14 protein-coding genes are annotated in these 14,217 nt (G+C 72.0%); 9 read left to right on the forward strand and 5 right to left on the reverse strand.

Annotated features, from left to right (window positions below):
• Positions 1-63: 63 nt before the first annotated feature.
• Positions 64-639 carry a TetR/AcrR family transcriptional regulator gene (locus ACZ56E_RS11210; RefSeq protein ID WP_471213303.1) on the forward strand — a complete coding sequence of 192 codons (576 nt, stop codon included), beginning with the start codon at positions 64-66 and terminating at the stop codon, positions 637-639.
• A gap of 47 nt (positions 640-686) precedes the next feature.
• Here ACZ56E_RS11210 and ACZ56E_RS11215 read toward each other — a convergent pair whose 3' ends face one another.
• The 3 genes from ACZ56E_RS11215 to ACZ56E_RS11225 all read right to left on the reverse strand — a co-directional run bounded on the left by ACZ56E_RS11215 (position 687) and on the right by ACZ56E_RS11225 (position 3,805).
• The gene (locus ACZ56E_RS11215) at positions 687-1,736 is read right to left on the reverse strand and encodes a DUF8094 domain-containing protein (protein ID WP_471213304.1); all 1,050 of its coding nucleotides are present in this window, start codon (positions 1,734-1,736) and stop codon (positions 687-689) included.
• A 102-nt stretch (positions 1,737-1,838) separates the two neighbouring features.
• The gene (locus tag ACZ56E_RS11220; RefSeq protein ID WP_471213305.1) at positions 1,839-2,480 is read right to left on the reverse strand and encodes a response regulator; all 642 of its coding nucleotides are present in this window, start codon (positions 2,478-2,480) and stop codon (positions 1,839-1,841) included.
• On the reverse strand, positions 2,477-3,805 hold the full coding sequence (locus ACZ56E_RS11225) for a sensor histidine kinase (RefSeq protein WP_471213307.1): 1,329 nt from the start codon (positions 3,803-3,805) through the stop codon (positions 2,477-2,479). The genes ACZ56E_RS11220 and ACZ56E_RS11225 overlap by 4 nt, the downstream gene beginning before the upstream one ends.
• Positions 3,806-3,975: 170 nt before the next feature.
• Between ACZ56E_RS11225 and ACZ56E_RS11230 the strand changes: the two genes are divergently transcribed.
• The 3 genes from ACZ56E_RS11230 (at position 3,976) to ACZ56E_RS11240 (ending at position 6,419) form a co-directional block, all read left to right on the forward strand.
• Positions 3,976-5,082: an ABC transporter permease gene (locus ACZ56E_RS11230; protein WP_471213308.1), complete on the forward strand. Its 1,107-nt coding sequence runs from the start codon at positions 3,976-3,978 to the stop codon at positions 5,080-5,082.
• Positions 5,079-5,798: an ABC transporter ATP-binding protein gene (locus ACZ56E_RS11235; protein ID WP_471213309.1), complete on the forward strand. Its 720-nt coding sequence runs from the start codon at positions 5,079-5,081 to the stop codon at positions 5,796-5,798. Before ACZ56E_RS11230 ends, ACZ56E_RS11235 begins: the two co-directional genes overlap by 4 nt.
• 84 nt (positions 5,799-5,882) lie before the next feature.
• Complete coding sequence (locus tag ACZ56E_RS11240; protein ID WP_471213311.1) at positions 5,883-6,419, forward strand: hypothetical protein; 537 nt, start codon at positions 5,883-5,885, stop codon at positions 6,417-6,419.
• A gap of 36 nt (positions 6,420-6,455) precedes the next feature.
• On the opposite strand, the gene ACZ56E_RS11245 is transcribed toward ACZ56E_RS11240, so the two are convergent.
• Positions 6,456-7,235, reverse strand: coding sequence for a DJ-1/PfpI family protein (locus tag ACZ56E_RS11245; protein WP_471213312.1), 780 nt, complete (start codon positions 7,233-7,235; stop codon positions 6,456-6,458).
• Between the two features lie 180 nt (positions 7,236-7,415).
• Between ACZ56E_RS11245 and ACZ56E_RS11250 the strand changes: the two genes are divergently transcribed.
• The 5 genes from ACZ56E_RS11250 (at position 7,416) to ACZ56E_RS11270 (ending at position 10,951) form a co-directional block, all read left to right on the forward strand.
• Positions 7,416-8,237: an alpha/beta fold hydrolase gene (locus tag ACZ56E_RS11250; protein ID WP_471213314.1), complete on the forward strand. Its 822-nt coding sequence runs from the start codon at positions 7,416-7,418 to the stop codon at positions 8,235-8,237.
• Between the two features lie 93 nt (positions 8,238-8,330).
• Positions 8,331-9,200, forward strand: a complete 870-nt coding sequence (locus ACZ56E_RS11255) for an alpha/beta fold hydrolase (RefSeq protein WP_471213315.1) — start codon at positions 8,331-8,333, stop codon at positions 9,198-9,200.
• A gap of 91 nt (positions 9,201-9,291) precedes the next feature.
• On the forward strand, positions 9,292-9,696 hold the full coding sequence (locus ACZ56E_RS11260; protein WP_471213317.1) for an ArsR/SmtB family transcription factor: 405 nt from the start codon (positions 9,292-9,294) through the stop codon (positions 9,694-9,696).
• The gene (locus tag ACZ56E_RS11265) at positions 9,693-10,178 is read left to right on the forward strand and encodes an SRPBCC family protein (RefSeq protein ID WP_471213318.1); all 486 of its coding nucleotides are present in this window, start codon (positions 9,693-9,695) and stop codon (positions 10,176-10,178) included. The genes ACZ56E_RS11260 and ACZ56E_RS11265 overlap by 4 nt, the downstream gene beginning before the upstream one ends.
• Before the next feature lie 152 nt (positions 10,179-10,330).
• Positions 10,331-10,951: an L-threonylcarbamoyladenylate synthase gene (locus tag ACZ56E_RS11270; RefSeq protein ID WP_468611016.1), complete on the forward strand. Its 621-nt coding sequence runs from the start codon at positions 10,331-10,333 to the stop codon at positions 10,949-10,951.
• Positions 10,952-11,002: 51 nt separating this feature from the next.
• Here the strand turns inward: ACZ56E_RS11270 and ACZ56E_RS11275 are convergent, their stop codons facing one another.
• Complete coding sequence (locus ACZ56E_RS11275) at positions 11,003-14,182, reverse strand: amidohydrolase family protein (RefSeq protein ID WP_471213320.1); 3,180 nt, start codon at positions 14,180-14,182, stop codon at positions 11,003-11,005.
• Positions 14,183-14,217: the final 35 nt, after the last annotated feature.

Here is a 14,217-nt window from a genome sequence, read left to right on the forward strand (position 1 = left end):
CGTTTAGAGTTAAGCGGAACGGATTCCGGAAAGCAACTGGAGACTGACACCGAAGGAACCCGCATGCCCGCCACGCCCCGCCGCACCAGGAGTGACGCGCTGCAGAACCGGGAGCGCCTGCTGGAGGTCGCCGCGCAGGCCTTCGCCGAGCAGGGGCTGGACACCGCGCCTGCCGCCATCGCCAAGCAGGCAGGCGTCGGTGTCGGAACGCTCTACCGGCACTTCCCGACTCGGGAAGTCCTCATCGACGCCGCCTACCGGCGCCAACTCACCCAGGTGTGCGAGAAGGTGTCCGACCTCCTGGCCCAGCATCCGGCCGCCGAGGCCACCCGGATGTGGATGGAACACTTCATCCACTACGCCACGGCAAAGAGCGGAATGTCCGAAGCCCTCAACGCGGTCATCGCCTCCGGCATCGATCCATACTCCGACAGCCGCGCGCTCCTTACCGACGCCGTCGCCACCCTCCTCACGGCCGGCGCCCGAGACGGAAGCCTACGAACGGACGTCGCCCCCGACAATGTCCTACTCCTCATGGGGGGCATCGCCTATTCCGTGCAGCACGGCACCGAAGAGCAAGCCCGTCCGCTCGTCGACTTCTTCATGGACGCGCTGACCAAGGACTCGACCGCGAGCTGAACCCGAGCTCCCGGACCGGCACGCCAACGCGAGCGCAGCAGGAGTTCTCAGAGCAGCCTGCGCCGCGGGCCCTTCGCCTCGGTCATTTCCCAGCTGTCCATGACCATGGAGACCTTGCCCTTGGCGGGGATGTACGCCGAGGCCTGGTGCAGGTAGTCCACGAGGAACATCATCTCGGACTTCTTGCTGCCGGCGAGGAAGGCGATCTGCGGTGACGGGGTGATGCGCGCCGCCGGGTTGGTGGTGTGCATGTACTCCTGGACGTCCGCGTTGAAGAAGGTCAGCGTGCCGCCTTCCTCGGTCCGCAGCGCGTAGACCTTCTTGTGGTCCGTCTTGCCCGCCTTGTACTCGGACTTGCCGCCGGGGCTGAGCATCTTGTTCTGCTCCACCGGGAACTGGGTCATCCACTTCGAGCTCTCGCTCGCGCCGACCTTCGAGCCCAGCTTCTCGTCACCCGAGTAGAGCGCCACCAGCGCGTCGTCCATCTGGTCCGGCGCGAGGACACCCCGCTTCTTCGCGGTGTCGGTGACCGGCACCGCGAAGCCGTCGGAGTCCTTGGTGAGGGCCGGCGTCTTGGGGTCCTTCTTGCCGGTCCAGCCGCTCCACACGGCCTTCCAGTCCCCGTCGCCCGCCTCCTTGTCGAAGATGACGGTGGCGCGGCTCGTCTTCGCCGATGTGCCGTTGTGATCCTTGGTGTCGGCACGCAGCGCGAACCAGGACACGCCGCTCTTCGCGGCCGGGATGACGTACTCGCGGTTCACGTAGTCGAAGGGCTTGCGGCGCTCGGCCCTCTCCTTCGCGGACAGCAGCTCGTCCTGCTTGTAGATGTTCGCGCTCGCCTCGAAGAGTCCGCCGCCCTCGACGGCGGAGAGGGCGCCGCTGTCGCGCTTGGCGTTGGCCCTGTTGTTGACTTTCACATAGTGGTCGACGATCTTCTTCGCCTCGGTCGGGGTGACCACGCCCTTGGCGGCGCGGTCGGCGGCACCCTTTCCGCCGTCGTCCCCGGTGTCGGACGAGCAGGCGCCGGCGGTGAGGGCGAGCACGGTCGTGCCCGCGGCCATGAGGAGGGCGGTTCGGTTCGTGCTGTGCGTGAGCATGTGGTTCCCCGTTGACATAGCGGAGGCTGACGTTCCTGACGGGATGCCACGTTAGCTTTCGCTCCGGCCCACCCCCCGGGCCGGGTCCCCGCACCAGAGGTTTCAGCGCCGGATGTAGCCGAGTTGGGCTGCCGCGGCGACGGCCGCGGTACGGGAATCGACGTCAAGTTTGGTGAAGACACGGGCCAGATGGGATTTGACGGTGCCTTCGGTGAGGTGCAGCCGGGACCCGATGGCCTGGTTCGACAGACCGTCGGCGACGAGGGCGAGGACTTCCGTCTCGCGCTTGGTCAGGGCAGTGCCAGGGGTACGCATACGGGTCATCAGCCGGTCGGCGACGGTGGCCGCCAGCGTGGTGCGGCCCGCGGCGGCGGTGCGTACGGCGGCGGCCAACTCCTCGGGCGGGGCGTCCTTGAGGAGGTAGCCGGTGGCGCCGGCTTCGATGGCGGGCAACGTGTCGGCGTCGGTGTCGTAGGTGGTGACGATCAGGACGCGCGGCGCCCCGGGGCGGGCGGTGATGGCGGCGGTGGCCTGCGCGCCGTTCATCCCCTTGCCGAACTGGAGGTCCATGAGGACGACGTCGATGTCGCCCTGTCCGGCGCGGACGACGGCCTCTTCGGCGGTGGCCGCCTCGGCTTCGACGGTGATGCCGTCCTCGGTCTCCAGCACGGCACGAAGGCCGGCCCGCACGACGGGATGGTCGTCGGCCAGGAGCAGACGGATGGGGGTGTGGCGGTCGGTCACGGGCGGGCCTCGGGGGCTGAGTCGGGGGCAGGATCGGGGGCGGCGCAGGGATCGGGATCGGCCGGAGCCGTGTCGGGGCCGGGCGGGCGGCCCGGGGCAGGGTCGAGGACCAAGGCGCCGGGGTCCAGCGGCAGTTGGGCGGTCAGGGCCGTACCGTGGCCGGGCGTGGACTCGACGGTGAGGGTGCCGCCGAGCGCATGGACGCGGGCACGCATGGCGGCCAGTCCGAACCCGCCGGCCTCGGGGTCGGGCGCGGGCAGACGGGCCGGGTCGAAGCCGCGTCCGTCGTCGACCACGGAGACGGAGACGTGCTCACCGAGGTGGCTGAGGGTGACTTCGGCGGTGGTGGCCTCGGCGTGGCGGACGGTGTTGGCGAGGGCGGACTGGGCGACGCGCAGCAGTGCGACCTCGTGCGCGGTCGGCAGCGGTACGGGGTCGCCGGTGGACCGGAAGCGTGCGGTGAGGTGGTGGCGGGTGCCGGTGGTGGCGCACAGGCGTTCCAGGGCGTCGGCCAGGGTGGTGCCTTCGAGGCCGGGCGGGGCGAGGGCGACGACGAAGCGGCGGGCCTCGGCGAGGTTGTCGACGGCTGCCTGCCGGGCCTGGTCGACGTAGCGGGCGGCGTTGTCGGGGGCGGTGGGCAGGGCGCGTTCGGCGGCGCGCAACAGCAGCTGGATGCTGGAGAGGCCCTGGGCGAGGGTGTCGTGGATCTCGCGGGCCAGGCGTTCGCGTTCGGCCAGCACGCCGGCGGTGTGCTGGGCGGCGGCGAGGTCGGAGCGGGTGGCGGTGAGCTCTTCGATCAGGTGTCTGCGCTGCTCGCTCTCCCTGTACAGGGCCTGATAGCCCCAGACCACCGCGACGGCGACGGCGGCGCCGAGGGCGGGTCCGATGGCCATGGCGGCGCTGAAGGTGTCCTGGTGGGCGGCGAAGCCGGCGATGGCCGCCACCGCGGTGACCGTCACGGCGGAGAGCCCGGTACGGCGGGGCAGCAGGTGGAGCTGGAGGAAGTACAGCGGGAACGCCACCCACACCCCGTCGGCGGTCAGGGCCAGGAGCACCAGCCAGCCGGCGCCCACGGCGGTCAGCCAAAGGGCGGCGGCCCGCCGTGAGCGGCTCACGGCGGGCAGTGCCGGGCCTGCCGCGTAGACCAGCCCGCACACCACGGCCGCGGCGACGACCCAGCCGGCGTGCGGGCGGCCGTCGACGACGGCCCGGGCAGCGGCCAGTCCGAGCAGGCCGACCACCAGCAGGTGCAGGCACCAGGCCGAAGCCCGGGTGGTCGGGGTCAAGGTGGGGGTGGGGGGCAGAGCGGGGGCGGTGATGTTCACAGTCGTTCCAGCCTATGCAGACCTCGCCGAGGCGGCCTCTGTCCAAAGTTGGAATCCGCGTGCCGTCTTTCGGTGCGCGTTTTGCTGTCCGGAGCCAGATGTCCGGCGGGCGGGTCGGCGGCGACGGTGGGGGCACACCACTTCCCCCTACGAAAGAGCGGGCTCGATCCGTGTTTGTCGCCTGGAGAGACCTGAGGTTCGCCAAGGGGCGTTTCGCCCTGATGGGCACCGTCATCGTGCTGATCACCCTGCTGGTCGGGCTGCTGTCCGGGCTGACCGCCGGTCTCGGACAGCGGAACATCTCCGCGATCACGGGTCTGCCCGCGGACAGGATCGCCTTCGGCAAGGGGGGCAGCGGTAAGGAGTTGTCGTACGCCGATTCCACCGTCACCGAGAGGCAGTGGCGGCAGTGGGCCGAGGCGCCCGGTGTGAGCAGCGCCGAACCGCTGGGCATCGCCACCACCAAGGCGACCGCCGGGGACCGGAGCGCCGGAGTCTCCGTCTTCGGTGTCCGGCCGGGCTCCGCGCTCGCCCCCGACAGCGAGAAACTCGTACCTGGCGGCGGAGCCGACGGCCGCACGGCGGTCCTGTCCACCACCGCCGCCGACGAGCTCGGCGTGGGGGCGGGTGACGCCGTCACCCTGGCCGGGCAGCGGCTGACCGTGGCTGCGGTCAGCGGTGACGCCTCCTTCAGCCACACCCCTGTCGTCTGGACCGGCCTCGGCACCTGGCGGCAGGCCGCCCCTCCCACCGGCGGGAGCGCCGGGCCGACCGCCACCGTCATCGCCCTGAAGACCACCTCCGGTGCCGATCTCCGGGCCGCCGACCGGACGGCGGGCACCAGGACGGTCACCAAGGACGACTCCCTCTCCGCGATCGGCTCCTACGCCTCCGAGAACGGCTCCCTGCAGTTGATGCGCGGTTTCCTGTTCGCGATCTCCGCGCTGGTCATCGGCGCCTTCTTCACGGTGTGGACCATTCAGCGCAGCGGCGACGTCGCCGTCCTCAAGGCGCTGGGCGCCTCCACGGCCCACCTGCTCAAGGACGCACTCGGCCAGGCCGTCGTCCTGCTGGTCGGCGGCACCCTGATCGGCACCTGTGGCGCCGCGGGCCTCGGCGCGCTCGTCGCCGGGTCGGCCGTGCCGTTCCTCCTCACGCCCGCCACCGTCCTCGTGCCGGCCGCCGTGCTGATCGCGCTCGGTGCGCTCGGGGCGGCCCTGTCCATCCGCCGCATCACTTCCGTCGACCCGCTGACCGCCCTGGGGAGCGCCCGATGAGCCTTGACCTGACCGACATCACCCTCACCTACCCCGACGGCGACTCCCGGCTGACCGCCCTCGACCGCGTCACCCTGCACGTGCCTCGTGGTGGCCTGACCGCCGTCCTCGGGCCCTCCGGATCCGGCAAGTCCAGCCTCCTCGCGGTCGCCGCCACCCTCATCACCCCCGACGCGGGCACCGTCACCATCGACGGCACGCCCACCACCGGCATGGCCCGCGGTGAACTGACCGAGCTGCGCCGCCGGAAGATCGGCATCGTCTTCCAGCAGCCCAATCTGCTGCCCTCCCTCACCGCCGTCGAACAGCTCCAGGTGATGGCGGAGATCGACGGCCGCAAGGCGCGTACCGCACGTGGCCGTGCCATGGAGCTGCTGGACGCGGTCGGTCTCGCCGGGCAGGCCCGCCGACGTCCGCACCAGCTTTCCGGCGGGCAGCGTCAGCGCGTCAACATCGCCCGCGCCCTGATGAACGACCCCACCGTGCTCCTGGTCGACGAGCCCACGAGCGCCCTCGACCACGAACGTGGCGCCGCCGTGCTCGGCCTGATCACCCGGCTCACCCGGCAACGGGCCACCGCGACCGTCCTCGTCACACACGACCGCGCCAACCTCACGGAGGTCGACAGGATCGCCGAAGTCCACGACGGACGCCTCCACTCGAACATTTCAGCCCCTCTGGGGCAGGCGGTCGAGCGGGGCGTCCCGAAAGCGTGACGCTGCCGCGAACGCGTTCCCCCGGGCCGAGGTCAGGCAACAGACTCGCCTTCACGACCCTCGTCTGCATGCCGGAGACATCCTGTGCCATCGCCCTGCGACCCCCAGCACGCGCCCGTCGGCGAGGTCGGCGTGGCGCTCATGATGATCGACTCCCGCCTCAAGGGCATCCACGACGGCAAGACCGAGACCGATGCCCAACAGCAGTTGCTGATCAGCCAGTTCGCGCAGTCGCTGGGTCCCGACGGGGCCACTGACGTGCTGGACGGCACGTGCACGCTCATCTACATGTACATGAGCTGGCTGCGGAAGGTGCACGAGCAGCACGAGAAGGACGTCATCGAGTACGTGGTGCCCAACCTCGTGGCCACGATGCGGATGATGCCCAAGAGCTGCCCCACGGAGGTCATCCCCATCATGGCCGGTCTGGTCACCGCCGCGGGCCTCGGCCTGAGCCCCAACCTGTGGCGCGGCCAGTACGGGGACTGGACGGACGAGGAGATGACTCCCCTCGAGGCCACCGCCTTCCTGCTCGCGGAGCACATCAACCGCATCGCCGACGACCCGGACTTCGCCACCCGCATGATCACCGAGGCGCTGTCCAGCGCGGAGGAGGACTGACGCACTGATCGCCGGCAGAAGCGGTCGCCCGGTACCTCAGACCGCCGCGTCGGCGATCAGCTTCAGGGCGAGTGCTTCCGTTTCGGCGTCGGCCTTCTCGGGGCTGCCGGTGTCGTACGGCGGGTCGGGGTCGTACTCGACCGCGAGTTGCACGGCCTGCGCCACCTTGACGTCGGAGAGGCGGGCGGCGAGGTGGAGTCCCATGTCGATGCCGGCGGAGACCCCCGCGGCCGTGATGATCTTCCCGGCCTCGACGAAGCGGCCGGGCGTGAACGTCGCGCCGACCTCCGCCAAATACGGTCTCGATGCCCAGTACGTCGTCGCGGGCAGGCCGCGCAGCAGCCCGGCCGCTCCCAGGATCAGCGAGCCCGTGCACACGGACGTCGTCCAGACCGACCGGCGGTGGATGAGGCGGATCCACTCGTGGACCGCGGTGTCGGCCATCATGGCCGTGGTCCCCCGCTCACCGCCTCCCGGGACCACCAGGACGTCCGCGTGGCGTACGTCCCGTATGGCGCGCTCCGCCACCAGGCTCAGCTCCCCCGTGTCCGTACGGACCGGGCCCGTCTCATGGCCGACCATCGTCACCCGCACGCCCGGCACGCGGCACAGCACTTCGTACGGTCCGACGGCGTCCAGCGCCGTGAACCCGTCGTAGAGCAGGATCGCCACGCGCAGCCGCCCGCTCGCGGGCGCCGCCTGCGCGGATCCGCTCGTCCCGACGGCGAGGGCCGCCCCCGCTCCCACCGCTCCCGACACCGCGCCCCGCAGCACCCCGCGCCGACTCGGCTCCCGCCGTGCACCTTCCCTGGCCATGCCCACCAACGCCCCTCGCTGTCGCAGCAGTTGTCGTTCCAGTAGTCGTGGTCAGCGGCGCCGGAGTTCCCCCCGGGTTCGGATTACCTGCGGAGTAATCGACGAAATGGGCGGCGCTGGGCGAGAGTTGGCCCGACACAGCGACACGGCGACACCTCGCCACTCAGGAAGGAACCACCCATGCCGTACTTCGAGGGCTCCGACGGAACCAGCCTCTTCTACACCGACTGGGGGCAGGGCAAGCCGGTGGTGTTCGTGGCGGGGGCCTGGCTCAGCAGCAGCTCATGGGAGTTTCAGATGCTGCCGCTCGCCGAACAGAGCCTGCGCTGCGTCGCGTTCGACCGGCGGGGGCACGGCCGCTCGGACTGGGTCGGTCACGGCTTCGACTACGACACCCTCGCCGACGACCTCGCGGCTCTCCTCGACCGTCTCGACCTCCGCGAGGTGACTCTGGTGGCGCACTCGATGGGCGGCGGAGAGGTGATCCGCTACCTCTCCCGGCACGGCTACGACCGGGTGAGCCGGGTGGCGCTGATCGGGACCACCGCGCCGCTGATGCTGGCGACGCCGGACAACCCGGACGGCATCGGCCAGGAGGTCTTCGACGCCATGGAGGCCGAGCGGACCAAGGACCGCCCGAGGTGGATGGCGCAGAACGCGCAGGCGTTCTTCGCCACACACCTGGGCAACGCCATCTCCGGCGAACTCATGGAGTGGATGGTCCAGCGGTGCCTCGACTGCTCGGCCAAGGCCGCCGTCGAGGTCGTGAGGACGGCGTGCGGTACCGACGTACGCGAGGAGGCCGCCGCGATACGCGTGCCGACGCTGATCCTGCACGGCGACGCCGACGTCTCCGCCCCGGTCGCCCTCTGCGGGCAGCGCCTGGCGAAGCTGGTGCCGGACAACGTCTACAAGGAGTACGCCTTCGCCGGGCACGGCATCTTCATCACCCACGCCGACGCGGTCAACCGGGATCTGCTGGAGTTCATCGGCGCCGCCTGAGACGTTCCGAGACATTTCGGCGTGACATCGCCGATGAGTTCTTGCGGGGCGAACGGTCTTCTTTCACGAGACCGCAAGCATCGAGGAGATCTCATGGCTGAGACAGAGACCCGCACGCTGACCGCGGACGGCGCCACGCTGACGTACGACATCCGCGGCGGCGGGACCGGCGGGGAGGTGCTGTTCCTGGTCGGCTCGCCCATGGGCGCCGACGGGTTCGCCACCCTGGCGTCGCACTTCACGGACCGGGTCGTGGTCACCTACGACCCCCGGGGAACGGGCCGCAGCGCCCGTACCGATGGCGCGGCGGAGACAGCGGTCGAGGAGCACGCCGCCGACCTGCGGCAGATCATCGAAGCGCTCGGCGCGGGCCCCGTCGACGTGTTCGCGAGCAGCGGCGGCGCCGTCAACTCGCTCGCGCTGGTGGAGCGGCACGGGGATCTCGTCCGTACCCTCGTCGCCCATGAGCCGCCGGCCGCGCAGGTCGTCCCCGACCGGGAGGTGATGCTCGCGGTGTGCGCGGACATCCACGCGACGTACCTGCGCGACGGCATGGGTCCCGCGATGGCGAAGTTCATCGCGGCGACGAGCCGGAAGGGGCCGTTCCCGATGACCTGGGCGGACGAGCCGGCGCCCTCGCCCGCCGACTTCGGGCTGCCGACCGAGGACGACGGTTCACGCGACGACCCGCTCCTGGGGCAGAACATCCGGGGCTGCACCGGCTACCGGCCCGACCTCGACGCGCTGCGTGCCGCGCCGACCCGCGTCGTCCTCGCGGCCGGGCAGGAGTCCGAGGGCGAGTTCGCCGCGCGCGCGGCGGCCGCCATCGCCGAGGGGCTCGGCACCGAGCTCGCCGTGTTCCCCAGCCATCACGGCGGATTCCTGGGCGGCGAGTTCGGTCAGCACGGCGCCCCCGAGCCCTTCGCGAAGACACTGCGCCACACGCTCGACACCCACCGCTGAGCCAGAGCGGCCCCGACAGGACCTGCCATGCCCGGCGAGACCTTCCGCTTCCGGTCGACCGGCGGACCCAACCGCGCTAACATACAACCAAATGGTTGTACATGAAGTGGGCGACCGGGCCGTGGACCACCTGTTCCACGCGCTGGCCGACACGACGCGACGGGACATCCTGCGCCGGTGCGTCCGGACCGGGATGTCGGTGTCACAGCTGGCGGAGGCCTACCCGATGAGCTTCGCCGCCGTGCAGAAACACGTCGCGGTCCTGGCGCGGGCCGGCCTCGTGACCAAGGAGCGCCGCGGCCGCGAGCAGCTCGTCCGCACCGACGCCGACGGCCTGCGGCAGGCGCGGCAGGCGCTCGACCAGCTGGAGACGGCGTGGATCGGGCGTGTGGACCGGATGTCCCGGCTGCTCGCCGAGGAGGCCGCCCCGGCCACGGCCCAGGACCCGGACCCGGACACAGAAGAGAACAACCCCGCGAGGAGAGCCGAATCATGAGCATCACCAGCATCGACAAGGATCTCGACAACCTCACGCTCACGCTGGTCGCCGACTTCACCGCCCCGGTCGGGCAGGTGTGGGAGCTGTGGGCCGACCCGCGGCAGCTGGAGCGGTGGTGGGGGCCGCCGAGCTACCCGGCCACCTTCGAGGAGCACGATCTGACCCCCGGCGGCGACGTCACGTACTTCATGACGGGCCCCGAGGGCGAGAAGCACCGCGGATGGTGGCGCGTCACCGCGGTCGAGCCGCCGACGTCCCTGGACTTCACCGACGGGTTCGCCGACCAGGACGGCAAGCCGGCCGCGGACCTGCCGGTCTCGACCGTACAGATGCGGCTGACCGAGCACTCCGGCGGCACCCGCATGGAGATGCGCTCGGCCTTCGACTCCCGCGAGCAGATGGAGCAGCTCCTGAACATGGGCGTGGTGGACGGCCTGACCGAGTCCGTCGGCCAGATGGACGCCCTGCTCGCCGGCTGACGCGACGCCGGGCGGGGAGCTCCCTGCCCCGCCCGGCCCCCCTCCCCCTTCCCGCGCGCCGCCACACAAGCCCGGCGAGCCCGGCGAGCCCGGAAAACCCGACAGGCCCGCCGCACCCCGGCGGACACGCGCGGGTCACCTAGACTCGCGCAATGGCCAAGTACTTCGACGTGCATCCCGACAACCCCCAGCGGCGCAGCATCAGCAGCGTGGTGGACGGGATCCGCTCCGGCGCGCTCGTCGCGTATCCGACGGACTCCTGCTACGCGCTGGGCTGCCAGCTCGGCAGCCGCGACGGCATGGACCGCATCCGGTCGATCCGTCAGCTCGACGACCGCCACCACTTCACCCTGATGTGCCAGAGCTTCGCGCAGCTGGGGCAGTTCGTTCACCTCGACAACAACGTGTTCCGCGCCATCAAGGCCGCCACCCCGGGCAGTTACACCTTCATCCTGCCCGCCACCAAAGAGGTGCCGCGGCAGATGTTGCACCCGAAGAAGAAGACCGTCGGTGTCCGCATCCCCGATCACATCGTCACCCAGGCCCTGCTCGCCGAGCTCGGTGGGCCGCTGCTCTCCAGCACGCTGCTCCTGCCCGACCAGGAGGAGCCGCTGACGCAGGGCTGGGACATCAAGGAGCGCCTCGACCACCTCGTGGACGCGGTCGTGGACTCCGGCGACTGCGGCACGGAGCCCACCACGGTCATCGACTTCTCCAACGGCGAGGCGGAGATCGTCCGGCGGGGCGCGGGAGACGTCACGCGCTTCGAGTAGGCCCCGCTCGGCCGAACGCGTGGGCGGCGGTCCCGTTCCAGGTCTCCCCGTTCAGATCTCCGGTGTGCAGCATCCGTCCCGGCGCATCAGACGGCCGACCTTCAGCCAGTCCGCCTCGCCCACCCGCTGCCGGTCGAACGCGGACGTCAGCTCCTCGGTCGTGTACGGGGTGCCGCCCCGGAGCACCGACACCGTCCGCACCATCGTGTCGAAGTCCGTGAACGGGTCGCCGTCCACCATGGTGAGGTCGGCGACCTTCCCGGCTTCGACGGTGCCGAGGTCCCGGTCGAGGCCGAACACCCGGGCGGGCAGCACGGTCGCGGTGCGCAGCGCCTCCGCCGGGGACAGGCCGCCCAGGTGCAGGGCGCGCAGCCCCAGGTGCAGGGCGAGGCCGACCGGGACGAGGGGCTGGTCCGTGCCGAGGGCGACCCGGCCGCCGGCGGCGAGGATGCGCCGGTAGATGTCGGTCTCCCTGCGCAGGGTGGCCAGCTGGGCCTCGCTCGGCGGTACGGCCGCGCCGGCCTGCACCGCCACGGCGTCCCACGGCGGCATCACCGCGGTGACACGCGGGTCGTCCGCGAGGGCGGGGTCCGCTCCGAGTAGGGGCGCCGACGTGAACGGTGTGGCGATCAGTGAGAAGTCCGCGCCGCGTGCGCTGTAGATCTCGACGACGTCGTCGTAGGCGCGGCCGGTCGCCGTCACGGCGTGCCCGAACTCCGCTCGCTGCGTTGCCTGCAGATGGGTCGTCAGTTCCTGGCCGAGCTGGATGCCGGGCGACAGCAGATGGCCGCCCGTGCGCACGCCGAGCCGTTCGTGCGCGAAGCGCGCCGCCTCCTCCATCACCCAGCCGGGCGCCCGCACATAGGTCTTGACGAAGTCCCAGTCGAGCGCGTCGCCGCGCTCCAGGGAGCGCCTCAGGGCCGCCCTGCTCCGGTGGGCGCGGCCCATGCTGTACGCGACGCGGGCGCCGTCGAGGAGTTCGCCCGTCGTGAGGAGGCGGGGTCCTGCCAGTTCGCCCGCGAACACCGCCTCACGGACGCGGGCCTGTTCGTAGGCGAAGCCGCCCAGCGACACCGCCGTGGTGATCCCGTACGTCAGCTGGCCCGCCGTCTGGCGTCCGCCGTAGGTCGTCTGCCACGGGTGGGTGTGGGTGTCCCACAGTCCGGGGACGACCGTGTGCCGCGAGGCGTCGACGCGGCGGGCTGCGGCGGCGTGACCGGCGGCTCGGTGGGGCCGCACGGAGGCGATCCGGCCGCCGCGGACGACGATGTCGACGTCCTCCCGCACCTCCTCTCCTGTGCCGTCCCACAGTCGGCCCGCATGCACGACGACATCGGCGGGCGCGGGCCTGCGCCCGTCCAGCGGGACCCGGACCGTGCGCGGGCGGCCTCCGTCGACGCCGGTCAGGCGCAGTCGGCCGCTCGACAGGTAGAGGAGCGACGCCGAGTCGCCGGACCACGAGGGGTGGTCCGCCGGTTCGCCGGAGAGCATGCGCGGCGCGCCGCGTGGCGTGCCGTCGGGCGTCACGGGGATGAGATGCAGCGCCGATTCGATGATCACGGCGAGCCAGTGGCCGTCCGGGGACCAGACGGGCCCGGAGTCGTACCGGTCGGAGATCGAGGTGTGCGGGGCCACGGCGTGCAGCCGGTCGGCTCCGGTGGCGGTGTCGACGATCCGGATGAGGTTGTAGCCCTCGCGGAAGCGGCGGTTGAGGCGGTTGCGGTCGCAGAGGGCGAGATGGCGGCCGTCCGGCGACCAGCTCGGCCGGCCCGGCAGCCCGCCCCCGCCGAGCGGCTCGGCCAGCGCGCGTTCGGTGCCCGACGCCAGGTCGCGCACGATGAGGCGGCCGGTCATGTCCAGGCAGGCGAGCCGCTCGCCGTCGGGTGAGAGCGCCGGGTGGACGCGGCCGCCGGTCGCCAGCGCGGTCTCCGCGCCGGTGGCGAGGTCGTGCCGGTACACGCCGAGCAGCCCGTCGCGGTCGTCCGCGTACACCAGGGACTTCCCGTCCCGCGCCCAGGACGGGCCGAGCAGATAGCCGGTGGGCGCCGCCCGGCGGAGTCTGCGGGGCGGGCGGCCGCCGGAAGTGTGCGCCAGCCAGAGGGAGTTGAGGGCGGCGAAGGCGATCCGGCGCCCGTCGGGCGAGAGCGCGGGCAGGTGGATGCCGCGGGCCGGTCGTGCTCGCCCGAGGCCCAGGTCGTACTCCTTGACCCGGTACCGGGGGCGGTGCACCGGCAGGGTGGCGTCGAAGGGGATCGCTTCCGGCTTACCGGGTCTGTCGGGGCGCAGGAGCGTGAAGCGGCCGTCGACGGTGAGCAGGAGCTCTCCCTTCGCCGTCCAGCGCGGTGGCACGGGAGCGAGATCGCCGTCGAGCGCGACGGGCCGGCCGTCGACGACGAGGGTGCAGGAGGCGCGGGGCGCGGCCGTGGTGCGCAGGTAGGCGAGCCGGTGCCCGTCGGGGGCCAGGGCGGGCGTCATGACCTGCGCGGCCGAAGTCTCGGTGTGGACGACGGTGACGGGGCCCGCTCCCCCGGCGGGGACGGCTGCCACGGTCCGGGCCTCCAGTGCGGTGCCCTGCTCCGTGGTGACGGACTTCGCGCGGACGAACAGGAGTCGCTCGCCGTCCGGCGACCAGGTCGGGTCGAAGTCCTCCCACGGCCCGTCCTGCAAAGGCCCGTCCTGCCCTGGCCGCCCGGTCACGCGGGTGAGTTCGCCGCTCGCGAGGTGCAGGACGTGGATGCGGTACGGGGCGCCGCGCACCGGGTCGCCGCCGCGCTCGGACGCGAACGCGATGCGTGATCCGTCGGGCGACCAGGCGGGTCCCCGGTCGTCCCAGGGGCCGTCGGTGCGCTGCCGCAACCGTGACCCGTCGGCGCGCATCGTCCAGATGTGGAACCCGCCGTCCTGGTAGGCGCAGAACGCGACCGACGTGCCGTCCGGGGCGTACACCGGCCGGTTCGGCTCCAGCCCCGCCGGTGTCAGCGGCACCGCATCGCCGCCGGCGCGGGGCAGGGACCACAGGGTGGCCTGCGCCTCGACGACCAGCCGGTCCGCGGCGGGCGAGAGGGTCGCCGCCCCGTTCGTGACGCGGGTGAACGAGAGGGGGACGGTGGTGCGCGGCCGGGCCGGCGCCGGTGGCGCCCCCAGCGCGGCGACCGCCCCGGAGGCACCCGCGGCAACGAACAGCTGACGTCGGGACAGAGGCAACGCGGTGTCGTGCCGGTCACAGTCCATGACACAGCACACTCGCCCATCACCACCGCCGTGGA

It is taken from the genome of Streptomyces sp. NPDC039480 (genome assembly GCF_055597165.1).

Bases quoted from the DNA above. Each gene is read 5' to 3' on its own strand.
- ACZ56E_RS11210 (WP_471213303.1), top strand. From the start codon at position 64: ATGCCCGCCACGCCCCGCCGCACCAGGAGTGACGCGCTGCAGAACCGG.
- ACZ56E_RS11250 (WP_471213314.1), top strand. From the start codon at position 7,416: ATGCCGTACTTCGAGGGCTCCGACGGAACCAGCCTCTTCTACACCGAC.
- ACZ56E_RS11215 (WP_471213304.1), bottom strand. From the start codon at position 1,736: ATGCTCACGCACAGCACGAACCGAACCGCCCTCCTCATGGCCGCGGGC.
- ACZ56E_RS11265 (WP_471213318.1), top strand. From the start codon at position 9,693: ATGAGCATCACCAGCATCGACAAGGATCTCGACAACCTCACGCTCACG.
- ACZ56E_RS11235 (WP_471213309.1), top strand. From the start codon at position 5,079: ATGAGCCTTGACCTGACCGACATCACCCTCACCTACCCCGACGGCGAC.
- ACZ56E_RS11260 (WP_471213317.1), top strand. From the start codon at position 9,292: ATGGTTGTACATGAAGTGGGCGACCGGGCCGTGGACCACCTGTTCCAC.
- ACZ56E_RS11245 (WP_471213312.1), bottom strand. From the start codon at position 7,235: ATGGCCAGGGAAGGTGCACGGCGGGAGCCGAGTCGGCGCGGGGTGCTG.
- ACZ56E_RS11255 (WP_471213315.1), top strand. From the start codon at position 8,331: ATGGCTGAGACAGAGACCCGCACGCTGACCGCGGACGGCGCCACGCTG.
- ACZ56E_RS11275 (WP_471213320.1), bottom strand. From the start codon at position 14,182: ATGGACTGTGACCGGCACGACACCGCGTTGCCTCTGTCCCGACGTCAG.
- ACZ56E_RS11270 (WP_468611016.1), top strand. From the start codon at position 10,331: ATGGCCAAGTACTTCGACGTGCATCCCGACAACCCCCAGCGGCGCAGC.